Consider the following 21,695-nt stretch of genomic DNA (forward strand, 5'->3'; position numbering starts at 1 on the left):
TGGACGATGGAAGATCGCAACGTACCGTGAAGTGGCCGCCGTCACGCGGTATTTCGCCGCATCATGCCCCCGGCACGACCCACGCTGCCTCCCGGTGGTCGTCGCGCAGTCGGGCGACGTCGACGTCGGGTATGGATGCCGAGGTTGTCGTGTTGGCGTTGCCCGCGCACGAGGCCATGGAGCCGTCGACGCGTTTCGACGAGAGTCGTCCGTGGCGGGGACGGTTCGAGCCGATCGACGTGCCGGGCGGTTGTGGGTAGTTCCCGCGTGTGGGCGACCGGACCGGGTTGCCCGCGGATCGCCGCCCGGTCAGGGCGAGGACCGCTGGGCCGACGAGGTCACGTTCCTGTGGTGGACGCGGAACCTGGAGCAATCCCCGCGCCGTCGCGGGGTCGATATACCCGGCGGCCAGGAAACGTTCGTGTCCGGCCACGGACGGGGGCGGCATCTTTCGTTCGGCGCGACGGTGCGGCGCCTGTTCGGCGTGACGGACAGTGTTGACCATGTGCACGCGATCGGACAAAGCAATGGGATCCCGCCGATGAACGACCTCGTCGCGGGCTCGGACCTCGCACGATCACGGGTCCGGGAGTTCGGCCACGTGGTGGGCCCCCGGCCGCCCGGGCCACTCAACGCGATCACCGATGTCGGTGGTGTGCGCGTGGGCCACACGACCCTGTGGGACGACACCGTCGGCCTGTACTCGGGAGTCACGGCGATCGTCCCCGACGCGCCGGCGACACATGCCTCGTTGCGGGCCGGGTTCTTTGTCGGCAACGGGTACGGCAAGTTCGTCGGCGCCACTCAGGTAATGGAACTGGGCGAGGTGGAGACGCCGATTCTGTTGACGTCCACCATGTCGACGTTCCGTGCGGCCGACGCCCTGCTCACCTGGGTCCTGGGCCGGGCGAAGACTCCGCCGACCTCGCTGAATCCGGTCGTGGGCGAGATCAACGACTCCTGGCTCTCGCACACGCGCCCGCGCCCGTTGACCGCGGACCACGTGCACGCCGCGCTCGACGCGGCATCGCCGGGACCCGTGGCCCAGGGCAGCGTCGGCGGGGGGACAGGCGCGTGTGCGCTCGGCTTCAAGGCGGGCATCGGGACCGCGTCCCGCCGCCTTTCCACACCTACGGGTGAGGCGATGGTGGGGGTCCTCGTCCAAGCCAACATGTCCGGGGAACTGCGGTTCCGCGGAGGGCTCCTGACGCCGTCCTGTCTGGGCCTGCCCACCGCCGGACCCGTCACCGAAGAGGGTTCGTGCGTCGTGGTGGTCGCCACCGATCTGCCGTGCTCCGCTCGCGACCTGACCCGGATCGCAGGCCGCGGCGTGTTCGCTCTCGGCCGGGTCGGCGCGGCGTTCGCTCACGGCAGCGGCGACTACGGACTCGCGTTCTCGACCACGCGCGACACCCGGTCCGTGGCCCCGGCGCTCCTGGACACGGCCTTCTCCGCGACCATGGACGCCGTCGAGGAAGCCGTCCTGGACGCCCTCCTGGCGGCCGGCACCGTGCGCACCCCCTCCGGGCGCGAGGCGTTCGCCCTACCCCACGCGGCCGTCCGCCGAGCCGTGGCATGAACGCCCCCACCGCTCCCGGTCACCCCGCCGCCATTGTCGCGGCGGCGCCTCGCCCCGGCTGGGAGTCCTGGGTCCCTTGGCGACGGCGCACTTCTACCGCTGCCTGATCGAAAGCACCCCCGCGCACAGCGACCAGGATCACCTTCCGGTCGCCATCTGGGCCGACCCGTCCGTGCCCGATCGCACCCGGGCACTGCTGGGCCGAGGACCCTCCCCGGTCCCGGCGATGCTCGCCGGCCTGCGCCGGCTGGAACAGGCCGAGGTCACGTGCGTGGCGATCCCGTGCAACACGGCCCACGCGTACGTGCGCGAATTGGGTGAGCACACCGATGTCGTCATCCTCGACATGATCACCGCCGCGTTGCGGTCCTGTCGCACGGTGCGGCCCGACGTGCGGCGTGTCGGTGTCCTGGCCACGCGCGGGACTCGCGCGGCCCGCTTGTACGAGCAGGCGGGAAAGCGGCTGGGGTTGGACATCCTCGGGGTACGTTCGGATGCCCAGGAACGGCTCGTGGACGCGGCCATCCGCGCGGTGAAGGGCGGAGGCGACCTCGACCGGGCCTCACGTGCGATCGCCGAGGCGGCCCGCGAGCTGTGCGGCGACGGAGCCGAGGTGGCGGTCGCCGCCTGTACGGAGATTCCGCTGATGACGGCCCGAGCGCAGGCGATCCTGCCGATCGTCGACTCGACGGCCGCCCTGGTGGACCACGCGCCGACATGTCTGCGCGGTTCCCCACGCGTCGCCGTCCGTCCGCCCGGCCCGGTGTCCTCGAGTCGAGGACACCGGGCGTAGAAGCGGCACGGCGGCGAAAGACGTCTGACCGTCATCGACGTCGGTGCCGCTGATCGCGACGACGCGCCGGAGCGACGGCGGAAGCTGTCGGGATGCACACCCGTTGTGCCCGCGGCCTCGACGGACTCGCCGACGGAGACCGGCGTCGCGGACGGGCACGGTCCCCGCTCCGGGGCTGTTCGGCGTGAGCGACGGCACCGGGCCGCGGCCCGAAACGATTCGTTTCGGGCCGCGGGGTGGACGGGGCGGCGATGGTCGCGGCCTCCGGCGGTGCGGATCAGCGCCGGTGCGAGGCGCTGATGTGGTGGAGATGGATCACGATGTCGTAGGTGGAGCGCAGCCGGGTGTTCTCGTACGCGTCCACGGGCCAGGAGGCGCCGATGTTCCGGATGGGGTGGGGGGTGGTGAGCCAGTTGCGGGCGGTACCGGGGGCCGCGGTGCGCGTGTCGAGGTACCAATCGTGTCCGGACACCTTCTCCAGGGTGTTCTCCCCGCCGCCCTCGCCGGTGGGGCCGATGTCGACGCGGCGCCAGGTCGTGCCGGAAGCGGTGGGGTCGATGGCGTTGAAGGATCCTCGGCCGAAGGTGAACCCGGCGTTGACGTAGCGCTTTCCGAGCCGTTCGCGCAGGAATTGCCCCTGCGTCTTCGGCCGGCTCTCGGGTACCGCGCTCTCGCCGGCGACGTGGGAATTGTGGGCGGAGAGGAACACCTTGGTGCCGGTGTGCCGCTGCCACCAGGCGGTGTTGTCGGCCATGACCCGGTCGCGGTATGTCAACGCGGCGGCGGTGTCGTTGGCGATGTCGAACCCGAACAGGGTGGCGTTCTGGGCGATGGCCCGGGCGTGTTGGAGCATGAGGTCGTGTTCCTTGGCGGGGATGCCCGCGGGACGGTGCTCCAGGAGGGACAGGACGCGCCGGGTGTCCTCGCGCATGCGTACGCGGTCGGCGAGGGGCAGGGCCAGGCGCGCGTTGAAGGTTTCCTCCATGGAGGCCGTGGGTCGGGACTCGCGGTACAGCCGTCGGACCTCGGACAGCAGGTCGGGACGGGTGCGGGCGACGTAGGACGTGACGGTGTCGAACAGGGCGGGCCCGACGAACTCGGGGCCGTCCCCGACGACACGGACGGGGCTCTGGGGGTGGCGCAGGTTCCAGGCTCGTATCCACCGGAACAGGTCCCGGGTCTCGGTGGTGTTCCACAGGCCGCCGCCGGCCTGGAACTCCTCGTCCATGATCGTGTCCAGGTCGCCCCCGCCGTGGCGGACCCACTCGTCCAGGCGCACCCCGGCGCTCCACTGGATCTCCAGGGCGAGGCTCCGGAAGCCTTGGCGCTCCACCAGGTGCCGGAAGAGGCGGTGTTTGACGGTGTGGAACTCGCTCGACCCGTGCGTTGCCTCGCCCACGCCGACCACGTCCGCGCCGCGGATCATCTTGTCGAACGCCCGCAGATCCGCGTCGGAGCCGCCCGGGACGGTGCTGCCCAGCGGGTGCGCGGTACGCGCCAAGGCGCGCGCGGGATCCTCCTGCGACGAGGAGGAGCCCGCGGACACCGCCGAAGAGGCCGGCGCGGCCTGAGCCGGCATCCCCGAGACGGCTGCCGCCAGGCACAGCAACGGCAGGACCGGAAACAGGATTCGGCTCAGCCGCCCCGACCTCGGCCCACAACGGCGAGTGGCCACCGGGATGTCGGTGTTCCCGGGCGAGTGCAAAAGGTGTGATCCCATGACCCAGACGCTAGGCAACCAACCACGCTCGGCGCCTCGTTCGCGAGGTCCAGGACTCCAGTACCACTCGATGCGATACCCCCAGTACCCACACCATCCGGCAGAGCGTCGGTCAACCGGCGGGTTCTCGGGCACGCAAGACCTTTCACAGCGGCCCCGACGGGACGTTCACGCACACCGCCGTCGGTGTTTCGGACCCGGCCGGCGGTGCCTCCCGCCGTGCCCGCCCCGGCCCGAGGCCGTCTACCCCTCGGCGAGTGGCACGTCGTCGTCGGCGTCGAGACCACGACGGAGGCGTTCGGCGCCCTCGCGGTCGCCCGCCTCCCTTCGCATCTCGGCCAGCCGCGTCATTACTTCGGTGTTTCCGGCGTCGGCGGCTTCGCGGGCCAGGCGTTCGGCGCCGTCGCGGTCCCCCGTCATTTCCCACAGCCCGGCCAGCGCGGCCAGCGCGAAGGAGTGTCCGGTGTCGGCGGCTTCGCGGTACAGGCGTTCGGCGCCGTCGTGGTCGCCCGCCTCCTTCCGCATCTCGGCCAGCCACGTCAGCGCGATGGCGGTGTCGGCGGCTTCGCGGGCCAGGCGTTCGGCGCCGTCGTGGTCGCCCGCCCTTTCCCGCATCTCGGCCAGCCGCACCAGCGCGAAGGTGTTTCCGGTGTCGGCGGCTTCGCGGTACAGGCGTTCGGCGTCCTCGTGGTCGCCCGCCTCCTCCCGCAGCCCGGCCAGCTCGGCCAGCACGTGTGGGTCGCGGGTGTTCGCCGCTTTGCGGTACAGGCGTTCGGCGTGACGCAGTCGGAGTCTTTCGAGTGCGGCTTGGGCGAGGTTGAGGGTGTCGTCGGTGGTGTGTGCGTGGTCGTGGGCGGCGGTCCAGAAGGAGGCGCGGGGGCACAGTGCGCCGCGGGTGTGCCGTGCGTGTTGTTCGAGGTAGTCGGCGAGGCGGTAGGTCGGACCGCCGGCCGAGGGCGGGTTGTGGGTGCGTCGTCGGGGGCGGATGCGCGTCAGGGGCGCAACCGCGCCGTGGACGCGGGTGGTGACGTACGCGAGGCCTTGCTCGAACCAGTCGTCGGCCAACGCGTCGGACTCGTCGTCGGTGAGGTACGCGTCGGCGGCGTCCTCCAGGAACGCCTGCCGCAGCACGGGCCCGTGTTCCAGACGGCGGGCGTCCATGGCGGCCTCGAGCACCGCCCGCGCGTGCGCCGGAGCCAACTCGAAGGCCTTGAGCAGCGCGAGTGCGCCCGCCAGGAACTGGGTGACGCGCCCGCCGTCCCCACCGGTGAGGGCGTGCGCCAACCGCGGGTCCTCGCCGGCCCGGGCGCGTACCGCCTCCAGATCCGCGCCGGTGAACGCGTCGGGCACACACAGGTCGGTACCGGTGAGCAGGGCCCGCGCCTGCGCGTGCGGATCCTGGCCGCCGGCGGTGGGGAGGGTGGTCAGGGTGTTCCAGTACGGGTCGGGCCACAACGTCGCCAGCACCAGCACCGGCGCGCGGGACCGATCGCGCAGGAGTTCACGCACCTCGGCCGCGACACGTTCCCCGGCCCCGACGGCTCCCAGGTAGAACTGGGCCTCGTTCAACCACACGACCGTGCGCGGCCCGACGGCCGACAGCTCGGCCAGGGCGGCCTCAGGCCGTCCGGGGGCGATGGGATGCCACAATCGCCACCCGTCCGGCACACCCTGCAAGGCTTCCCAGCAGGCGCGGGTCTTGCCGGTGGAGGACCCGGCCACCAAGGTGACCATCACGCTCTCCCCGCCGACCGCGCGTTCGACCGCCTCGCACAGCACCCGGTCGTGGTCGCGGGGCACGTACACCGGCAGCACCGGCAGCCCGGCCCGCGTGTGTTCGGGTGCGTCGATCGCGCGGTGCACCTCCAAGGCGAACGGATCCGTGAACTCGCGGACCGGCCACCCGACGAAACCGCCTCCACCGTCCGCGGGTTCGCCGCGACGGGGTGTGTGGGGTCGTCCGGCGGGGCGGCGTTCGCGCTCGGCGGCCGTGCGCAGGCGTTCCCACCCCGCGGTCGGCGTCGCGACATGGGAGGGGTCGATGCGGGCGGCCTCGCGCTCCAGCCACGTCACCACGAACGCGAACCGCACCGGATCGGCCGGTACCCCGCGCCCGTTGAACCAGTCGCTGAGCACCGTCGTCCCCAACGCCACCGGGGGTCGTTGCCCGGCGCCCCGGCGAACGAGTGTCGCGTACGTGGGCGATCCGGCCCGCTCCCACAACTCCCGGAGCGACCGCGCCAGTTCCGCCGCCCCGCCGCCCGCGTCCTTTGCCACGAAGCCCGACCTTCCCGCCGTCCGGTCCGGATCCGGTCCGGACGCCCACCGGAAAACCCGCGTCCCCGGACCCAGCAGCCTAGAGACGGACAACGGCCCCGGGGGTGGTCGCCGGAAAAACGTCCGTGGGCGCTCGATGGGGCGACACGAACCCACCCAGAGGTTCGCACCCACTCGGGGAGAGCACCATGAACGACGACCGGCCCACCAGCGACCCCACCCCCGCGCGCCGAGACCGCCTGGTGCGCGCCGTCTACACCCTCGCCGCAAGCGCCACCCGCGGCCTCGCCACCGGTGCCGGCAGCGCCGCCGGCACCTGGATCGTGTGGTGGATCACCCACCACTGACACGACAACCCGCCCCGTGCGGTGCCGTGTCGACCCGCTCCCCGGGGTGGTCGAGGGCGGGGTACGCCGTGACGTGGCGGCCGGAGCGGCCGCCCCCGGTGCGGCGGCCGGCCCGGGCCACATCCTGAACCGGGCGGGAGGTGCCGGTGTCGTGCCGACCGGCGCCTCCCGCCACCCGCCCGGCCGGCCTCGGGGATGGACCGACCGGCGCAGCCGACACGGCCTTCCGCCTCGTTGCGGAGGCGTACGAGAAGGTCGTTACCGCTACCAGGGGCGGTCGCGCGGGCCGTCGAGCCGCTTGCCCCTGGCGCACCCGGGCCGAACTCGCCCGCCGCGTGGGGCTGTCCGCCGAGACGGTGAAGGCCCTCGCCGAACGCGGTGGTGGTCGGACGGCTCGATCACCGTCCACGAGAACCACAACGGGATCCTCGCCGGGGCTGCGGGACGGCTCTCCCTCGGATTGCCCGGGGAGGAGTCGTACGCGGTCCACCCGCAGATGCGCGCGGCCTCGGCCGCCGCGGCGTACAGGCGCCGTCCGGTGTCGTGGGTGTAGGAGGCGCGGGTGAGGGTGTCGGTGATCATGCGTAGTTCGGTGCGGGCGGCGGTGTGGACCTCGCCGGAGCCGACCTGGTCGTCGAGCAGGCGCAGGGCCTGCAGGCGGGTGTCGTGCAGGTCGGCGACGGCAGTGCCGACGCGTCGGCCGCGTCCGTGGGCGGCGGCTTCGGCGGGGGAGGCGCCGGTCCATTGGGCGGTGATCGCGCCGAGCGCGCCGATGACGAGGAAATCGCGGCGGTCCATGGGCCCTCCGGCCGTCTTGTCGAGGATCTCGATCGTGTGCGCGGTACACCAGGCGGGGTCCAGCAGCGCCGCGTCGTCGTGTCCCACACACGCCGGCCAGGCGGGCCAGGGGTGGTCGTACAGGTGCCGTACGGGGACGTGGTGGAGGTCGGCCATGGCCAGTTGCGCGGTCCACTCCGGCGTGGTGCTGCGGTTGATCCATCGCGAGACGCGTTTCCTGTCGATGGGCATCACCCCGAATCCGCGCGCCTGGTGGCGGGCCGCGACCCGGCGCAGGTAGTCCGTGCCCGACCATCCGTGGTCGAGCAGGATCCGTGCGAGCGGGTGGAGTTCGTGTTCCACCGGTCACCTCCCGGGGGCGCGCCCCTATACAGCGATGGTCCCGCACCCCGGGGCCGGGCGGCAGGGGCCCGGGACGGGTGGGGCGGCGGGGGTACCGGTGGTAACCCGCGGGCCCCCGAGCGGCCTTAGAACTTCTAACGTAATGACTTCAGACGTCGCCAGCACATGATCGAGCAGGCGAGACTGAGGAAGGCTTCGTGGATGTCGTCGCGGATCTCCCAGCGGATCCGTAGACGGCGGAACCAATGCAGATGCGCGAAAGCTCGTTCCACGACCCATCGTTGGGTGCCGAGGCCCGAACCGTGCTCGACACCGCGCCGGGCGATGAGCGGCCGGACACCGAGGGCCCGGACCAGCCGGCGGTACTTGTCGTGGTCGTAGCCGCGGTCGCCCGGAACCACGACGGGTCGCCGTCGGGGCCTGCCGCGTTTGCCACGAACCGGAGGCACGGCTTGCAGGAGCGGGACCAATCGGGTGACGTCGTTCCGGTTCCCGCCCGTAAGGGTGACGGCGAGCGGGATGCCGGTCGCGTCGGTGATCAGGTGGTGTTTGCTGCCTGTTCTACCGCGATCGACGGGACTTCGTCCTGTTTTGGAGCCCCTTTTAAGGCCCGTATGTGCGAGCCGTCGACCGCCGCGCGGGAGAAGTCCAACGCGTCCGCGCCGCGCAGCTTCGCGAGCAGTACCTCGTGCAGACGAGGCCACACGCCCGCCTCGGTCCACTCGGCCAACCGCCGCCAACATGTCATTCCCGACCCGAAGCCGAGTTCCTGCGGCAGGTGTTCCCACGCGATCCCCGTATGCAACACGAACAGGATGCCCTGGAACACCAGGCGGTCCGGATGCCGCCTCCGTCCCGGATACCGAGTCCGCCGTTCCACCCTCGGCAGCAACGGCGCGAGCAGTGCCCACAGTTCGTCGTCGACATCCCACGGCTTCGGCCGCGCCACCCCACACCTCCGGATCGTCAGCTCGGGACCAATCCAACCACCCTGAACCTCATTTCGTTAGTGGTTCTTACGCCACCGACGCTCCCCCGGCAGATACCGCAGGCCCGGATCCTTGATCATCAGGCCCTCGATGCCCGCCGGCGCCCACTCCCGCATCCACCGCTGCGCCAGGGCGCGGTCGATGGTGGAGGGGCACAACGTCCAGGGCGGGCCCAGGGCATGTGCCGCGAACAAGTCCTCGAGGGCGGCGCGGCGGGCGGTGTACGGCAACGCGGCCAAGTCCCGATCACCGATCCGCAGCACATCGAACGCCACAAAGTTGGCCGGGTGTTCCCGAGCCATGCGCAGCGCGGCCGCGCGGGTGCGATTCATCCGACGCTGGAGCAGGTCGAACGCGAGTTTTCCCTCGTGCCAGACCACGAGTTCCCCGTCCAGAAGCACGTCCTCATCGGGCGGGTCCCGCTCGGCCGCCCGAGCGATGTCCGCGAACGCATCCGACAGATCGGTCCCTCGGCGGGACAGGACCCGCGCCGGGCCGCCGGCCGGGCGCGCCGCCCAGGAACGAAAGTTGGGAACAGTTTGGCTGTCTCAGGTGGGCAAGTGTCTCAACGCGGGATTGCGTCAATAACCTTCCAGGAGAGGCCCGGTGGGTGCCCGGATGTCTCACGTGCGCGTCGAAGCGTTACCCGAATGAGACCGGTGGCTCGCCGATGATCGGGTGATGGCGAGCACTCAGCTCGGGAGCCCATGGCCATTGGCCGGGCGCTGCCTGCGATCATCGGCGACCCGACGGGAAACGCCCGGTGCCCGCGTGGCGCCCCGGGCTGGTACCCGGGGCGCCACGCGGGTCAGGCGACGGTGAGGTCGGCGGGGCCGGCCAGGGGTGTGTAGCCGTCGTCGTGGAGGAACCACACCTGGTATTTCCCGGCGGGGAGGCGGCCGGACTCGCGGATTGCGACGTTGCCGGAGGCTGCGGGGGCGTATTCCCACACGTCGGCGCCCTTCGCGATGTCGGCGCCCGTCTTGTACACGCCGATCCAGTTCTTGGGCGTGATCTTGTCGGTCGGGGCGGTGTAGCCGACGGTCAGGATGCTGCCCTGGGGGTGGGTGGTGGTGGGCAGGGTGACGGTGGGGTTCTTGGGTGTTGCGGGTGCGGCTATTGCGGCGGTGGCGCCGGGGTCGGGGAGTTGGTGGTAGGCGGCGAGGCGTTGGGTGATGGTGGCGGTGAACGGGACGAGGGTGGGGTAGTTCGTGGTGAGGGCGGTGGTGGTGGCGGCGGTCAGGTCGGCGAGGCGGCTGGTGGCTCCGACGAGGTGGGGTTGGAGAGCGGTGAAGAGTTGGTGGTCGCTGGTGATGCCGAGGGCGCCGAGGGCTTTGGCGAGGGTGGGGGCGCCCGACGAGGTGTCGAGGACGCGGCTGACGTAGGTGACGCGGTGCAGGATGCGCCAGCAGGGGGGTTTGCGGTCGCTCTGGCGGGCGCGGGCGAGTTCCCTGGCGTGGGGGTCGGTGCCGGTGTCCAGCCATTCGGGGTCGACGACTTTGCCGTAGAAGTCCTCGAAGTTGTCGGTGGAGGTGTCGAGGTAGAACGACATGAAGCGGTAGGCGTCGACGCGGCCGGGGACCAGGACGGGGCGGTTCTTCGCGTCGAACACGGGGGTCCCGCCCTCGTTCTTTTGCAGGTTGCGGCCGGGTTTGGCCTCGACTTCGAGGCTGAAGGTGCGGGTGGAGTCCTTGGTCCTGCGGCGGGTGACGGTGTAGCCGCCGCCGAGGGTGACCTCGAAGCCGCCGCTGAAGCCGACTCCGGCGACCTCGCCTGCGTAGTCCTGGTCGTGGGTGAAGCTGCCGGAGACGCTGTAGTCGCCGGCGGTGGTCTGCACGACCTGGTCGGTGGTGCTGGTGACCTCGGAGAACAGGCCGCCTGCGGCGGTCCACACGTAAGTGTTGGCGATGTTGCGGCGGGCCGCGGACTTGTGCGCGGCGCGGGCCTCGGCGGCGTTGCCGCCGCCGGCGGCGGTGAGGCCGGTGCTCGTGCCGGTCCCGCCGATCATGCCCTTGAGGACCCGGTCCGCGGCGGCGGCGACCGGGTCGGGGGCGTGGGCGTCGGTGGACACCGAGTCGTAGAAGCCCTGGAGCTGTTGCTCCTCGCGCTGGATGCGGCGTTTGAGCGCGTACGCCTCCCGCGGCCGGTGGTAGCTGTAGGCGTTGCCGTCCCCGGCATTGGGGAAGTCCGGGTCGGGGAAGGGCTTGAGCACGCCGGTGGCAGGATCCACGGCGCAGCCGATCAGGCCGTCGAGGGTGCCCTGTTTGGTGTAGCGGGGGTTGATGGGGAACGGAATGATGTTCCAGTCCTGGGGGATGTCGGGGTTGGGGACCATGCGGTATGCGACGAGCGCCCCGTTGTGGGCCAGGCGCAGGGCGTATTGGTCGGCCGTGTCGGACTGGACGATGGCGAAGCCGGTGTTGGCCGGTACCCATCGGCGGCCGGCGGTCGGGTTGACCTGGCGTTTGGCGTCGTCGGGTTCCCAGTGGCCGGTGAGGTTGACCGCGCTGGTGCGGGTGGTGGTGGCGCCCTGGGTGACCTGGGTGTCGTTGCTCCAGCTGCTGGAGAACTTCATTTCCGCGCTGGCGCCGCCGGACATCTTGACGGAGCTGAGGGGTTTCGCGGTGCCGGCGCCCAGCGGTGCGGCGATGACGAAGGTGTCGTCGCTGACCGAAGCCTGGAAGTGGAGTTTGGCGGATGTGTCGACGCTGGTCTTGTGGTCGGAGGAGAGGGTGTTGGTGACGGTGTTGGCCTGGACGAACTTCACCGAGGACGTGTCGTTGTAGGTGTCGGCCGTGCCGTGGATCAGGTTCTCCGACGGCACCGGCGGTGCGCCTTCGAGGTAGCCGACCAGTTGCGGGGCGAACTGGGCCTGCCCGACCCAGGTGGTGGTCAGGTCGCCGACCTTGAACCCGGTGGTGAGCGTCCACGCGCCGTCCCGGATGGACGCGTACGCGCGTTTCATCACACCGAACATCCGCCCGTCGGTGTCGGCTTGGAGGTCGGCGTACTCGCCGGAGTGGGGCGTGGCGCTGATCCGGGATTGGAACACGGTGCGGGCGCCGGTCAGCGCGGAGCGGACCTGCGCGGTGTCGTCGCTGATCGGCGCGTGGGAGATCGCGACGCCCGGTGGCGGGGACATCGGGAACAGGTGGCATCCGGCAGGGCCGGCGTCGCTGACCAGCGCCCCCTGCACCGCGGAGTCCGGGTCGATCGGGTAGTACGCGAGCATGTCGTTGTGTGCGGCACGGACGCGGGTGAACATGGTGTCCAGGATCTGTTCCTGGGTGCGGCAGGTGCGCCATAGCCGCAGTTCGTCCAGTTGCCCGTTCAGGACATCGCGCAACGTGCCGTCGGCCATCTGCTTCGCGCCGACGGTGACCTGTTGATCGGCTCCCATGTCCGCCAACATGGTGGTGAGTGCGACCGGTTCGGCGATGCCGGGAACACCGTTGTGGTAGAAGGTGAATCGGTTGCCGTCCGGGTCGGGGGTGCGGACGCGTTTGGCGCCGCGGATCTGGGCCGGATAGGTGTTGCAGGCGTCCGCGGTCACCGCGCCGGAGCGTTCGGGGAAGCGCCACCACGCGAGCAGGCCCTGCGCGTCGGCGGTGATTGGTGTGCCGATCTGGTCCGCGGGGCGGGCGGTGTTCCAGATCCGCACCTGGGACACGGTGCCGCGCAGCCCGAACGTGGTGGTGCGGACCCGGAACCGGCCGATCTCACAATTGGCGTCGTTGCCGATCGGCTTGGCGCCGTTGTACACGTGCGGGTCGCTGCCGACGAGCTTCCCGTCGATGTAGAACCGGATGCCGACGGCGCCCTTCTTGTCCTCGCCGCCGCGGCGGGTGACCGCGACCCTGGTGAACTTCCCGACCTGCACGGTCGTGCCCGACCTGTATGTGTGACGGGATCCGTCGCGGCCGTCGCCGGCCTCGAAGGTGAACGCCAACTGCCCGTCGGTGTCGATGTAGAACGCGTAGGGCACCGCGTCCTCGGTCCCCGTCTCCAGCGCGCCCTTGCCGACCAGACCCTGGGGGGCGACGCCAAGGGAGTCGATCTTCACGAACGCCTCGATGGTCAGGTCGTCGGCCAGGTCCAGTCCCTCGGGTCCGCCGGTGTCCAGGTGGGCGGTGCCGTCCATCGCCATCGCCCAGTCCTGGCGGAATGTCGCCGCGACGTGTCCCCAGTCCGCGAGCGGGAACGCGGCCCGGCTGCGGACCACCTGGTCGCGCACGCGTGCGGCCACCCGGTAGCTGTACGGCGCCGACTGCCCGAAGGCAATCACGCTGCCGTTGCGGGCCCCGTCGTGGCCGTTCCCGGTGCGGTCCGCCAGCACCCCGTCCGCGAACGTCCAGTACGCCAGCAGGTCCCGCTCCTGTCCGGTCAGGCGCCGCTTCACCGTCAGCGCGACCTCCTCCGCGGTGCGCGCACGGCCCCAGACCCGGAATTCGTCGAACCGGCCCTTCGCCGCGGATCGGCCCCGGTCGTCGCTGCCGAAGAGGGTGTTGCCGATCCCGGCGTAGGGAGCAGCGGCGGTGTCCTGCGCCACCTGGACACCGTCGCAGTACAGGGTGCGACGCCGGGTGGCGTTCTCGTACACCGCCGTCCAGCAGTGCCAGCCCAGGTCGTCCGCGCCGCCGTGCACCGCGTCCCACTGTTGGTCCGTGGGGGATCGCCACCCGAAGTGCGCTTGGTTCGACCCGGTGAAGCTGATCTGCAGGGCGGCCCCGTCCGCCGAGTTCCCGCCGTGCATGAACACGACGTCGTCTCTGGCCGCGTCGCGTTTGGCCCAGAATTCGATGGTGAAGTCGCGGTTGGCCAGAGCGAGTTTCGAGCCGCACCACACCGTTCCGGCACCGTCCAGGTGCAGAGCGCTGTCGTCGGACGCCTGTTCCAGCGCCAGGAAGTACGGGGCTTCCGGGATGTTCGCGTGCCAGATGCGGGCGTGCCCGGAAGTGGCGATCGTGGTGGGGTTGACCCACGCCTCCATGCTCAGGTTCGCCTCCGGGACGACCTTGGGCCGGTCCGGACGGGACAGCATCAGGCGCTGACGGCGCCCGTCGAAGGTCAGGGCCCGGCCCGGCGAGTTCCCGCGCCAGCGCGGCAGCAACGGCTGCGCGCCCTCCGCCGTGGTGCCGTCGACGACCTTGCGGTCGGCGGCGGCGGTCACCGGGTCCGCCCCGACGATCCGCGAACCCGCGGTCAGGGACACGCCCGGGGTGGTGCAGGTGGCGAGCGCGTAGTCGTACAGGGCGCTGCGGACGTCCTGCCCTCGCGCGTCGGCCAGACCCCCGACGGTCACGGTGATCTTGTTGGCGCCGGCCGCAACCGCGCCGGCCACCGTCCGCAACCGGCCCCCCACCGCGATCGCCGTGCCCGCGGTCAGTGCCCGAGGCAGCGGCTCGGCCAATTCGACGACGGTGTCCTGCGCAACACCGACCCGGCCCAGCAACTCTCCCTGCGGCGAGCGGCCGTTGAGGACCCGCGCGAAGTCGCCCACGGCGCGCGGCACCCCCGGGAACGTCTCGACCACCGTTCCCGCGCTCACCCGCACAGTGCACAGTTCCGGCGCGGTGCCCGCGCCGACCGTGACTGCGAAATCCGCCGACCGCGCGGCCGGATCCCGCGCGAGGAGCGTGACCGGGCTCGCGCCCGCAGGCAAGATCCGGGTGGCCCGGGACACGGTGGTGGGGTAGTAGACCGAGAGGAACTGCCCGTCCGCGCCCGCGAAATACAGCACGACGTCCCCATTGGCGCTGTCCAGCAGCGACGGCGCCCGATCCGTCCACGCGAACGTCAACAACGCGCCGTACACGCTCAGCCCGGCCCGGTCCACGGCGATCCTCGGCATCGGCAGCACCGACTCCGCCCCGCCGCGCAGCCCGCCCGACAGCGTGGCCAGCGCACCCTCGGCCGCGATCACCTGCGCCCGGTCCGAGCCGAGCCTGGCCCGGGCGGTGTACATCTCCGGCAGGGTTCGCTCCAACGCCTCGCGCTGCGCGTTGCGGAACCTCGTGGAGCGGATCTCGTCGATGTACGCAAGGGTCGCGGGCAGGAAGTGGGCGAGCTTCTCGTCGGCGCCCAGTTGTGTGCGGGCGGCGGTGACCTTCTCCTCGGCCGCCGCCAGCCGGTCCAGGTCGTTGGTGGGCTCGGGGAGCCCGATCCCGTCGAGGACGACCTCGCGGGGCACCGCGGTGAGCCGCCCGTTGCGGGCGAGCGCGAAGTCGAGGGTGCACAGGTACGCGCGGCCGGCCGAGCCGCCCTTCGGCGCCGGGCCGGTGGTGGCGCAGGCCAGCAGCACCCGCGCCTGCCCCTTCTCCGCCGCGACGGCGCCGTAGCCGGTCGGGCGCTCCTCCTGCTGGAAGTACAGCGTCGCCGCCAGCCCGCCCTTCACCTCGCGGTCCTTGATCGCGAACACGTACCGGGACAGGCCCGCCCCGTCGCCGACCGGCGCGTCCGAGTCGACCCAGTCGACGTCGCGGAGCCAAGCGTCGTGTCCGCCGCAACTGTTCGCGGGCGCCGAGCCGGATCCCTCGTCAAGGCGCAGGTAGGTCACCAGGTCCGGTTCGGTGCCGATCAGCCGCTGCCCGCGGTCGACCAGGTCCGCCGCGGTGCGGGCCCGGTTCCAGATCCGCACCTCGTCGACGTCGCCGACGAGGCGGTCGTACGGCACCGACGCCTTCGTGCGGTAACCCATCTGCTGTGCGGCCGGGGGCACCGGCGCGGTGGGCACGGTGGTTCGGCCGGCCTCGGCTCCGTCGACGAACAGCACGGCCTGCAACCCGTCGAAAACCAGCGCCACATGCGCGTACTCGCCCCGGGGCAGCGCCCGTGTGCCGGTCAGCGTCCAGGCGTTCTCACGCCCGGCGATCGGCCGATACTGCGCGTCCAGCCCGAGGTAGAAGGCCGTGGCGATGCTCTCGTTGAAACTCGACAGGATCGTCCCGCCGGGCGCCATCGGCTTGACCCACGCCTCGAACGTGCACCCGCCCGACGGCTTGGACATCTGAGGGGCGTCGAGACCCGCGCGGAAGTCCCTGCCCGCGGCGAACCGCAGCGCGGTGCCCGTCCGGTCGATCACCGGAACCGGCACCAACGGCCGCCCGGTGTTCGGATCGATCCCCGGCTCGCGCTCCAGCACCGACTTGCGGAACCTGGAGTCCGGGCTGGTGTAGAACTGCTTCCCGACCATGTCGAACAGGCCGTCCGCGTTCTGCGCGCAGTTGAACGACTCGATGCGCTTGTCGGCGGCGTTGTTGACGAACAACTGCCAGCGCGAGACCCCGTCGACCTCGGTCGGCAGCAGCAACACCGCGAAGCCGCCGCTCGTCAGCTGCGGCACGAACGACAACTTCGTGGTCGGCTCGTAGAACAGCTTCCCGTCCATGTCCCGGGTCCCCAGCGTGTCCGAACCCTCCGCCGCGGGCCGGTACTTGCTGCGCGAACGCTGGTAACGCGCCTCCACCACCGGCTTGAGCGCCGAGCCCACCAGCACGAACCGGTCGCACAGCAGCGACGCGTCCGCCGCCGCGACCTTCGCCCCGCCCCGCATGACGAAATCGGTTCGTGCGGCGTCACCGGACACCGCGGCCCCGGTCACCTGGTACACCGCGTCGCTGTGGCCGACGGCGACGGACTGGCGGAACACCAGGATGTACCGGCCGTCGGACACCACCTGCAGCGGCTCCGCCGCCGTCAGACGCGCGGTCGTCGACAGGAACGGGTCGACCTCCGCGCCGAACAACTCCTGCGGCCTGACCTCCGCGGTCCCGCCCGCCTTGACCGTCGGCATCGCGAACGCCACCGGGACGTCGGCGTACGGGTCCACGATCTCGGCCGGGAACGGCAACAGCGCCGGCTCCGCGTTCCAATAGGCCGCGTCCAGCGCGCCCTTCTTGTCCTGCGCCTGCTCCAGATCCAGCACGCTGTAATAGATCCGGCGACGGTCGTCCATCGCGAACGCCACGGTCGTACCGCCGTGCCGCACCATCGCCGTGGACACATACGTCCGGTCCCGATACGTCCTGGTCAGCGTCTTGTCCCGCACGAACCCACACTCCCCCACACCGCGGCCCCGGCTCTCGCGCCGAAGCCACCCCTGTCAACGGCACACACACGCCCCCCGACAACAAGGGCGATCGAACCCGCAGCGCCCCGCGCCGGGGCGTTGCCCCCGGGAACACGCAGCGGTACTGCGGTGGCTCCATGCAGCAGACCGCTTCGGCCACACCCCAACGCGGCCGAACACAGCAAGAACGCGGCCGTCCGAACCGACGACCGCGCACCTCGACACCCACCCTGTCAGGCAGTTGGTGCCGCGTGTACCCGAACACCGGAACCAGTAGAACCTGTTCCGGTTTCGGGGCGAGCGCATTCCGGAACGTGCTGGGCGGTGTGCGCACCACACACGATGGGCGGGGATGCATGTGCCACGACCTCCGGCCCCCAACCACGCAGCAGGGCCGACGATCCGACGACTCCCCTTGAGGGCCTGTTCATCGTGGGGGCATCCGGGTCAGGAGGACGTCCTGCCGGCCCCGCGCGTTCCCCACGCCGGCGTGCCCGCCGCGAGCGGGCACGGCGAGGGCCCCGGTCGGGAGTCCGACGGCGCCCGGCGCTCACCCGGAGGCCAGGCCGGTTCGTGTCCCATACGGCAGACCCCTCCGACGTGCGGCAACACGTTCCCGTTGTCCGCAGTGTTCGCCGGGAACGTCGGTGTGGCCCCGGACCGGGCCCGCGGCGATACGACGGTCGGTGCCCTGTCCGGTCCGTTCGTCCATCGGGGATGTCGTGCGGGATGCCGAGGTGGCGGTTGCGGCGGCGATCTCGGCGACGGTGACGCCTTCGCGGGGGCGGATGATCTGGCGTTCGTCGAGGAAGACGATGACGAGAGGGGTCTCCCGGATGGCGGCGGTCAGGTCGGGGGGAAAGGCGCCGCCGGGGCGGTCCAGGCGTTGGGCTTCGTCGACGATCAGGACGCCTGCCCGCCGGCTCGCGGTGCGTAGTCGGGACGCGGGGAGGAAGAGGTCGTTGGCGGCGCGGTTGTCGGCCGCGTCGCACAGGTGGGCGCGCAGGGTGCCGGAGGGTGTTACGTAGCGGAGGGCGGCGTCGGGTCTGCGCATGAGGTGGGCGAGCAGCCGTACCGCGAGGGCGGTTTTGCCGCTGCCGGGGCCGCCGTGCACGGTGATCACCGGTGGCACGGGCGCCAACGGCAAGAGCGTCCTGCTGGACGTGATGACGCAGATCCTCGGCGATTACGCTCAGGCCGCGCCGCCCGGATTCCTCATGGAGAAGGGCAAGTTCAGCGAGCACAGCACCGAACTGACCGAACCCCACGGCCGCCGCATCGTGGTCTGCAGCGAACTCAGGCCCAACGACAGGTTCGACGAGGCCCGCGTCAAGCTCCCAACCGGCGGCGACCGGATCAGCGCCCGCCGCATGCGCCAGGACTTCTTCAGCTTCACCCCCACCCACAAACTCTGGCTCCTGGGCAACCACCGCCCCGAGGTCGGCACCGGAGGCCACGCCTTCTGGCGCAGGATCCGCCTGATCCCCTTCGAACGCGTCGTCCCCGCCTCCCGCAAGATCGACAACCTCGCCAAGGAACTCGTCGACAGCGAGGGCCCCGGCATCCTCCACTGGCTCGTCGAAGGCGCCCGCCGCTACCTCACCACCCGCGACCCGCTCACCGGCCCCGCGTCGGTGCGCAGCGCCACCGAGGCCTACGCCACCACCGAGGACCACATCGGCCGCTTCCTCGGCGAACGCTGCACCTGCGGCGTCGAGGACGCCGAGCGAGCGGACCTGCGGGTCGAACAGGGCCTGCTCTACGGCGCCTACAGCGCCTGATGCAACGCCGGGGGAGGGTTTGCGCCCGGCGACCGCGCGGGCGTTCGCCACCCGTGTCCGCCAGGAGCTGGGGCTCGCGTCCCCGGCGGACATGACCAAGTCGAGCGGCCGCAAGTACTACCCCGGCCTGGGCCTGCTCCCCGAGGACGGCGACGCGCCCGGCCGCAGCGACGGGGCCCGTGATGCCTGAATCGGGCCCCTTTGAAACGTGCAGGCCGCAACTACCATGTAGGGAAACCCCCGGGGTTCCATCGATCTCACGAACGACCCGTTCGAACCCGTCAAGAAAGTGGGGCCGGCCATGAGTTCGCTACTGAACGAGGGCGATCTCCTCCACGAGGACTCCGTGGTGTGGCTGGAAAGTCCCGACCGTCTCGACTACGTGCGCCAGGCCCTCGACAAGACGATGCGCCGCCGCGGGAAGCCTCGCTACGAACGCGACGGCCGCCTTGTCGGCTACACCGAACTCGACAAGACCGCGGAAGCCGACCCCGACAGCGGCCTGCAACTGCGCAGGGTCTTTTTCCTCCTCCCGCACGACCGGGACAGCGAGCCCGAGGGCCCCTATCAGGCGGGCGCGCCCGGCGAGGCGGTCGACCCGCGCACCATCGCCCCCAGGCGCGTCGGTGAGAAGACCCCCCGCTCCCAGCGCGGCTCCGCAGCGATAACGCCGGCCGGCCGCTGAAGCCCACACCGGGGACACACTCCCGGCCCGAGAAAGGCCTGTGCGGCAGCAGCCGAGAGTGGGTTGTCCACCCTGTGCGGTGGTGTGGAGATCACGATGGATTCTCGGCCGTGGTGCAAGACGTTTTCGGCCGTAGCCTCTCACCATGCAGTCAACTCTGATGATCTACGACGGCACCGCACCGGCCGACTCCGGTGTCTTGCGGACCGGGGGCGTGCCGCTGGCTCCTGCGGGATTTACCTGGCCCATATGCGGCTCCTTTTGCGGAGGGCCGCTGCAGTTCTTCGCCCATCTTCCCGTCGAGGACGGCGTCCTGTCGGTGTTCGTGTGTCAGAACGATCCCGGCGCGTGCGAGTTCTGGGACGCGACTTCCAGCGCGAACCGGGTCTATCTGTTTCCCCGGGAGGAACTGCAGCCGGTCGAGGTGCCCGCGACGGGCGTGACGCTGCTGCCCGCAACCTCGGCCATCCGCACCCACGTCGTGACGCTCGATCCCGCAGAGGACGGCGATGACGACGAAGTCGCGCCCGACGCATACGACCTCGCCCGCTCGGGGTGGAAGCGGGAGCCCGAAGAACGATTCGGGAAGCAACGCGAAGTGCTCGGGTCACTCGGAGGCAGCCCCTCCTACCTCGAGGACGACCGACTGCCCGCATGCCCCTCCTGTACCGGCACGATGGAGTTCGCGGCACATTTGGAGGAGGGAATCTCCGCGCAGGCCGCGATGAACCTCGGCGGCCAGTTGGGCTATGTCTTCGTCTGCCTCGCCTGCCGCGAAGGTGCCTTCCTCACGGACTGAGCAGCACACCCCACGCCTCGTTCCGCCTCGGATAATGTGCCATATCCGAGGCCAGAAACGGCCGGTCGGACCCGGGCCTCGTCCAGGGTTTCGGGCCGTGTGGGGATCTGCTTGCCGTGGCGGACCGGGCCCAGCACGGAATCGCGCCGTGCCGCCCATGGCTCGGCAGAAGCGTCCGCAGGGCGGTCGCGCCGCCCCACACCGCGCGAAATCACCGTCCCGGGGCCCGGATCGTCCCTTGCGCCAACGGCGAACAGAACTTTTTCAAGATCTTTTAGTCGCTGCGCGAACGGACCCGTCCGGGCCGCCCGGGAGACGAGTGTCCACGCTGCCCGAACGTCCGGGCGGATGCATCTGCGGTATCCGCACTGGTCGGGGCGTGACCGCCCGACATCCGCGGCATCCGTCGGATGTCCGTCCACGAATCCGGATTCCGGCCCGGCCCGCCCGGATACCTGCCGAGGGCCGTTTCCGCAGGTCAGCGTCATAAGGTCGAGGCTTATGACAACGTTTCGGGAGCTAGTCTGTTGTCGCTGCTCAACGGGCCGCCGCTGCGAGAACGGGCGACGGCCCCCGGTTGCTGCCGGGAGCCGCCCTTGGAAACCGTTCGCCCAGAAAGGGATGCATTGCCCAGTAATTTACGCAGTAACTTACCCGGCAACCACGAACCGGCCTCATGCTGTCATGCCGAGCCGCCGGCGGTCAGCCCGCCGCCTCCTCCGCGTTCGCGGTGGCGGCGGCGCGCGAGTACCGCGCTCGGCACGCTCGTGCTGGCCATGCTGATCGGCATCGGTGAGGAGACCGGCCACCACCTGGTGACCGACACCGCCTCCACCGTCGCCGACATCACCAGGTAGGTCCTCGACCCGGGCCCGTCCCGCGTTCCCCCTCGGAACGCCGGGCGGGCCCGGCCCCGTTCGGCAACATGGTCGACGACACCTTCGGCAACACGAATCCGCGCGTCACAGCCCCACAACAGCGTCTTTCACGGGGAAGCGGGCCGGCCCTCGGGGTAGGTCACACGCCTGACCCTCACATCCACCAGAACCGCGTGACAGGTGAAGGCGGGTGCCGGATCGTCGGGAGAGGCCCCGATGCCGCCGCAGGTGGCATCGGGGCCGTAGGCGAAGCAGTCGGCCGCCGCCGCATGCGCGCCTTTTTGGGCGACGCGCCAACGTCACGTGCGCGTCCGGCGGTCCAGTCGGGATCCTGCGCGTTGATGTCGGCGAACCAGGTGGTTAGGGCCGCGCGGTCGACCGCGTCCAGCGCGACGAGCAGGGCTGCGAGCGACTGCCGGTACACGGTGTCATTCGCGGGCGTCCCGGGTGGGACAGTGGTCATCTCCAGACCGCGCAGAGGCCCTCCGCTCGGGTCCGCGCGACCAGCCCCCAAAGTAGCTGTGGGCAGTTCCGGCTACTGACTGTGATGACTTCGAACCTGTCATCGAAACAACCGACCGGACCGATGAGTTCGTGGTCTGCGGCCGGTCCAAGCTTGTGACAGCCGAGGTGGGCTTG

11 protein-coding genes and 2 pseudogenes are annotated in these 21,695 nt (G+C 71.0%); 6 read left to right on the top strand and 7 right to left on the bottom strand.

The window, feature by feature from the left end; translation table 11 throughout:
- The first annotated feature begins 541 nt into the window (after window positions 1–541).
- Both ACH4U8_RS44350 and ACH4U8_RS44355 read left to right on the top strand, forming a co-directional pair.
- Entirely contained in the window at window positions 542–1,579 is a 1,038-nt protein-coding gene (locus ACH4U8_RS44350) for a P1 family peptidase (protein ID WP_395784268.1), read from the top strand.
- Between the two features lie 58 nt (window positions 1,580–1,637).
- Complete coding sequence (locus ACH4U8_RS44355) at window positions 1,638–2,372, top strand: aspartate/glutamate racemase family protein (RefSeq protein WP_395784336.1); 735 nt, start codon at window positions 1,638–1,640, stop codon at window positions 2,370–2,372.
- A 277-nt stretch (window positions 2,373–2,649) separates the two neighbouring features.
- Here ACH4U8_RS44355 and ACH4U8_RS44360 read toward each other — a convergent pair whose 3' ends face one another.
- Window positions 2,650–4,092 carry an erythromycin esterase family protein gene (locus tag ACH4U8_RS44360; protein WP_395784270.1) on the bottom strand — a complete coding sequence of 481 codons (1,443 nt, stop codon included), beginning with the start codon at window positions 4,090–4,092 and terminating at the stop codon, window positions 2,650–2,652.
- A 243-nt stretch (window positions 4,093–4,335) separates the two neighbouring features.
- Window positions 4,336–6,369, bottom strand: a complete 2,034-nt coding sequence (locus ACH4U8_RS44365; RefSeq protein ID WP_395784272.1) for a hypothetical protein — start codon at window positions 6,367–6,369, stop codon at window positions 4,336–4,338.
- A 188-nt stretch (window positions 6,370–6,557) separates the two neighbouring features.
- On the opposite strand from ACH4U8_RS44365, the gene ACH4U8_RS44370 reads away from it, so the two are divergent.
- Window positions 6,558–6,716 carry a hypothetical protein gene (locus ACH4U8_RS44370; RefSeq protein WP_395784274.1) on the top strand — a complete coding sequence of 53 codons (159 nt, stop codon included), beginning with the start codon at window positions 6,558–6,560 and terminating at the stop codon, window positions 6,714–6,716.
- A gap of 264 nt (window positions 6,717–6,980) precedes the next feature.
- Here the strand turns inward: ACH4U8_RS44370 and ACH4U8_RS44375 are convergent, their stop codons facing one another.
- From ACH4U8_RS44375 to ACH4U8_RS44395, 5 genes and pseudogenes are all read right to left on the bottom strand, one after another.
- Complete coding sequence (locus ACH4U8_RS44375) at window positions 6,981–7,856, bottom strand: hypothetical protein (protein ID WP_395784276.1); 876 nt, start codon at window positions 7,854–7,856, stop codon at window positions 6,981–6,983.
- A 134-nt stretch (window positions 7,857–7,990) separates the two neighbouring features.
- Window positions 7,991–8,805, bottom strand: a protein-coding gene (locus ACH4U8_RS44380; protein ID WP_395784278.1) for an IS5 family transposase whose coding sequence is annotated in 2 segments (ribosomal slippage) — window positions 7,991–8,476 and window positions 8,479–8,805 — 813 coding nt in all. Because the reading frame shifts where the segments join, the coding sequence is not laid out codon by codon here.
- 57 nt (window positions 8,806–8,862) lie between these two features.
- Window positions 8,863–9,333: pseudogene (locus ACH4U8_RS44385) on the bottom strand (ATP-dependent DNA ligase); the annotation flags it as partial.
- 320 nt (window positions 9,334–9,653) lie between these two features.
- Window positions 9,654–16,892 carry a LamG domain-containing protein gene (locus ACH4U8_RS44390; RefSeq protein WP_395784280.1) on the bottom strand — a complete coding sequence of 2,413 codons (7,239 nt, stop codon included), beginning with the start codon at window positions 16,890–16,892 and terminating at the stop codon, window positions 9,654–9,656.
- Between the two features lie 571 nt (window positions 16,893–17,463).
- Window positions 17,464–18,036: a DNA/RNA helicase domain-containing protein gene (locus ACH4U8_RS44395; RefSeq protein ID WP_395784282.1), complete on the bottom strand. Its 573-nt coding sequence runs from the start codon at window positions 18,034–18,036 to the stop codon at window positions 17,464–17,466.
- A gap of 4 nt (window positions 18,037–18,040) precedes the next feature.
- On the opposite strand from ACH4U8_RS44395, the pseudogene ACH4U8_RS44400 reads away from it, so the two are divergent.
- The 3 genes and pseudogenes from ACH4U8_RS44400 to ACH4U8_RS44410 all read left to right on the top strand — a co-directional run.
- Window positions 18,041–18,884: pseudogene (locus ACH4U8_RS44400) on the top strand (phage/plasmid primase, P4 family); the annotation flags it as partial.
- A 111-nt stretch (window positions 18,885–18,995) separates the two neighbouring features.
- Window positions 18,996–19,379, top strand: coding sequence for a DUF6009 family protein (locus ACH4U8_RS44405; protein WP_395784284.1), 384 nt, complete (start codon window positions 18,996–18,998; stop codon window positions 19,377–19,379).
- A gap of 145 nt (window positions 19,380–19,524) precedes the next feature.
- Window positions 19,525–20,178 carry a hypothetical protein gene (locus ACH4U8_RS44410; RefSeq protein WP_395784286.1) on the top strand — a complete coding sequence of 218 codons (654 nt, stop codon included), beginning with the start codon at window positions 19,525–19,527 and terminating at the stop codon, window positions 20,176–20,178.
- Window positions 20,179–21,695 lie beyond the last annotated feature (1,517 nt).

The organism is Embleya sp. NPDC020886 (genome assembly GCF_044333915.1).
In the GTDB taxonomy this organism is placed as follows: domain Bacteria; phylum Actinomycetota; class Actinomycetes; order Streptomycetales; family Streptomycetaceae; genus Embleya.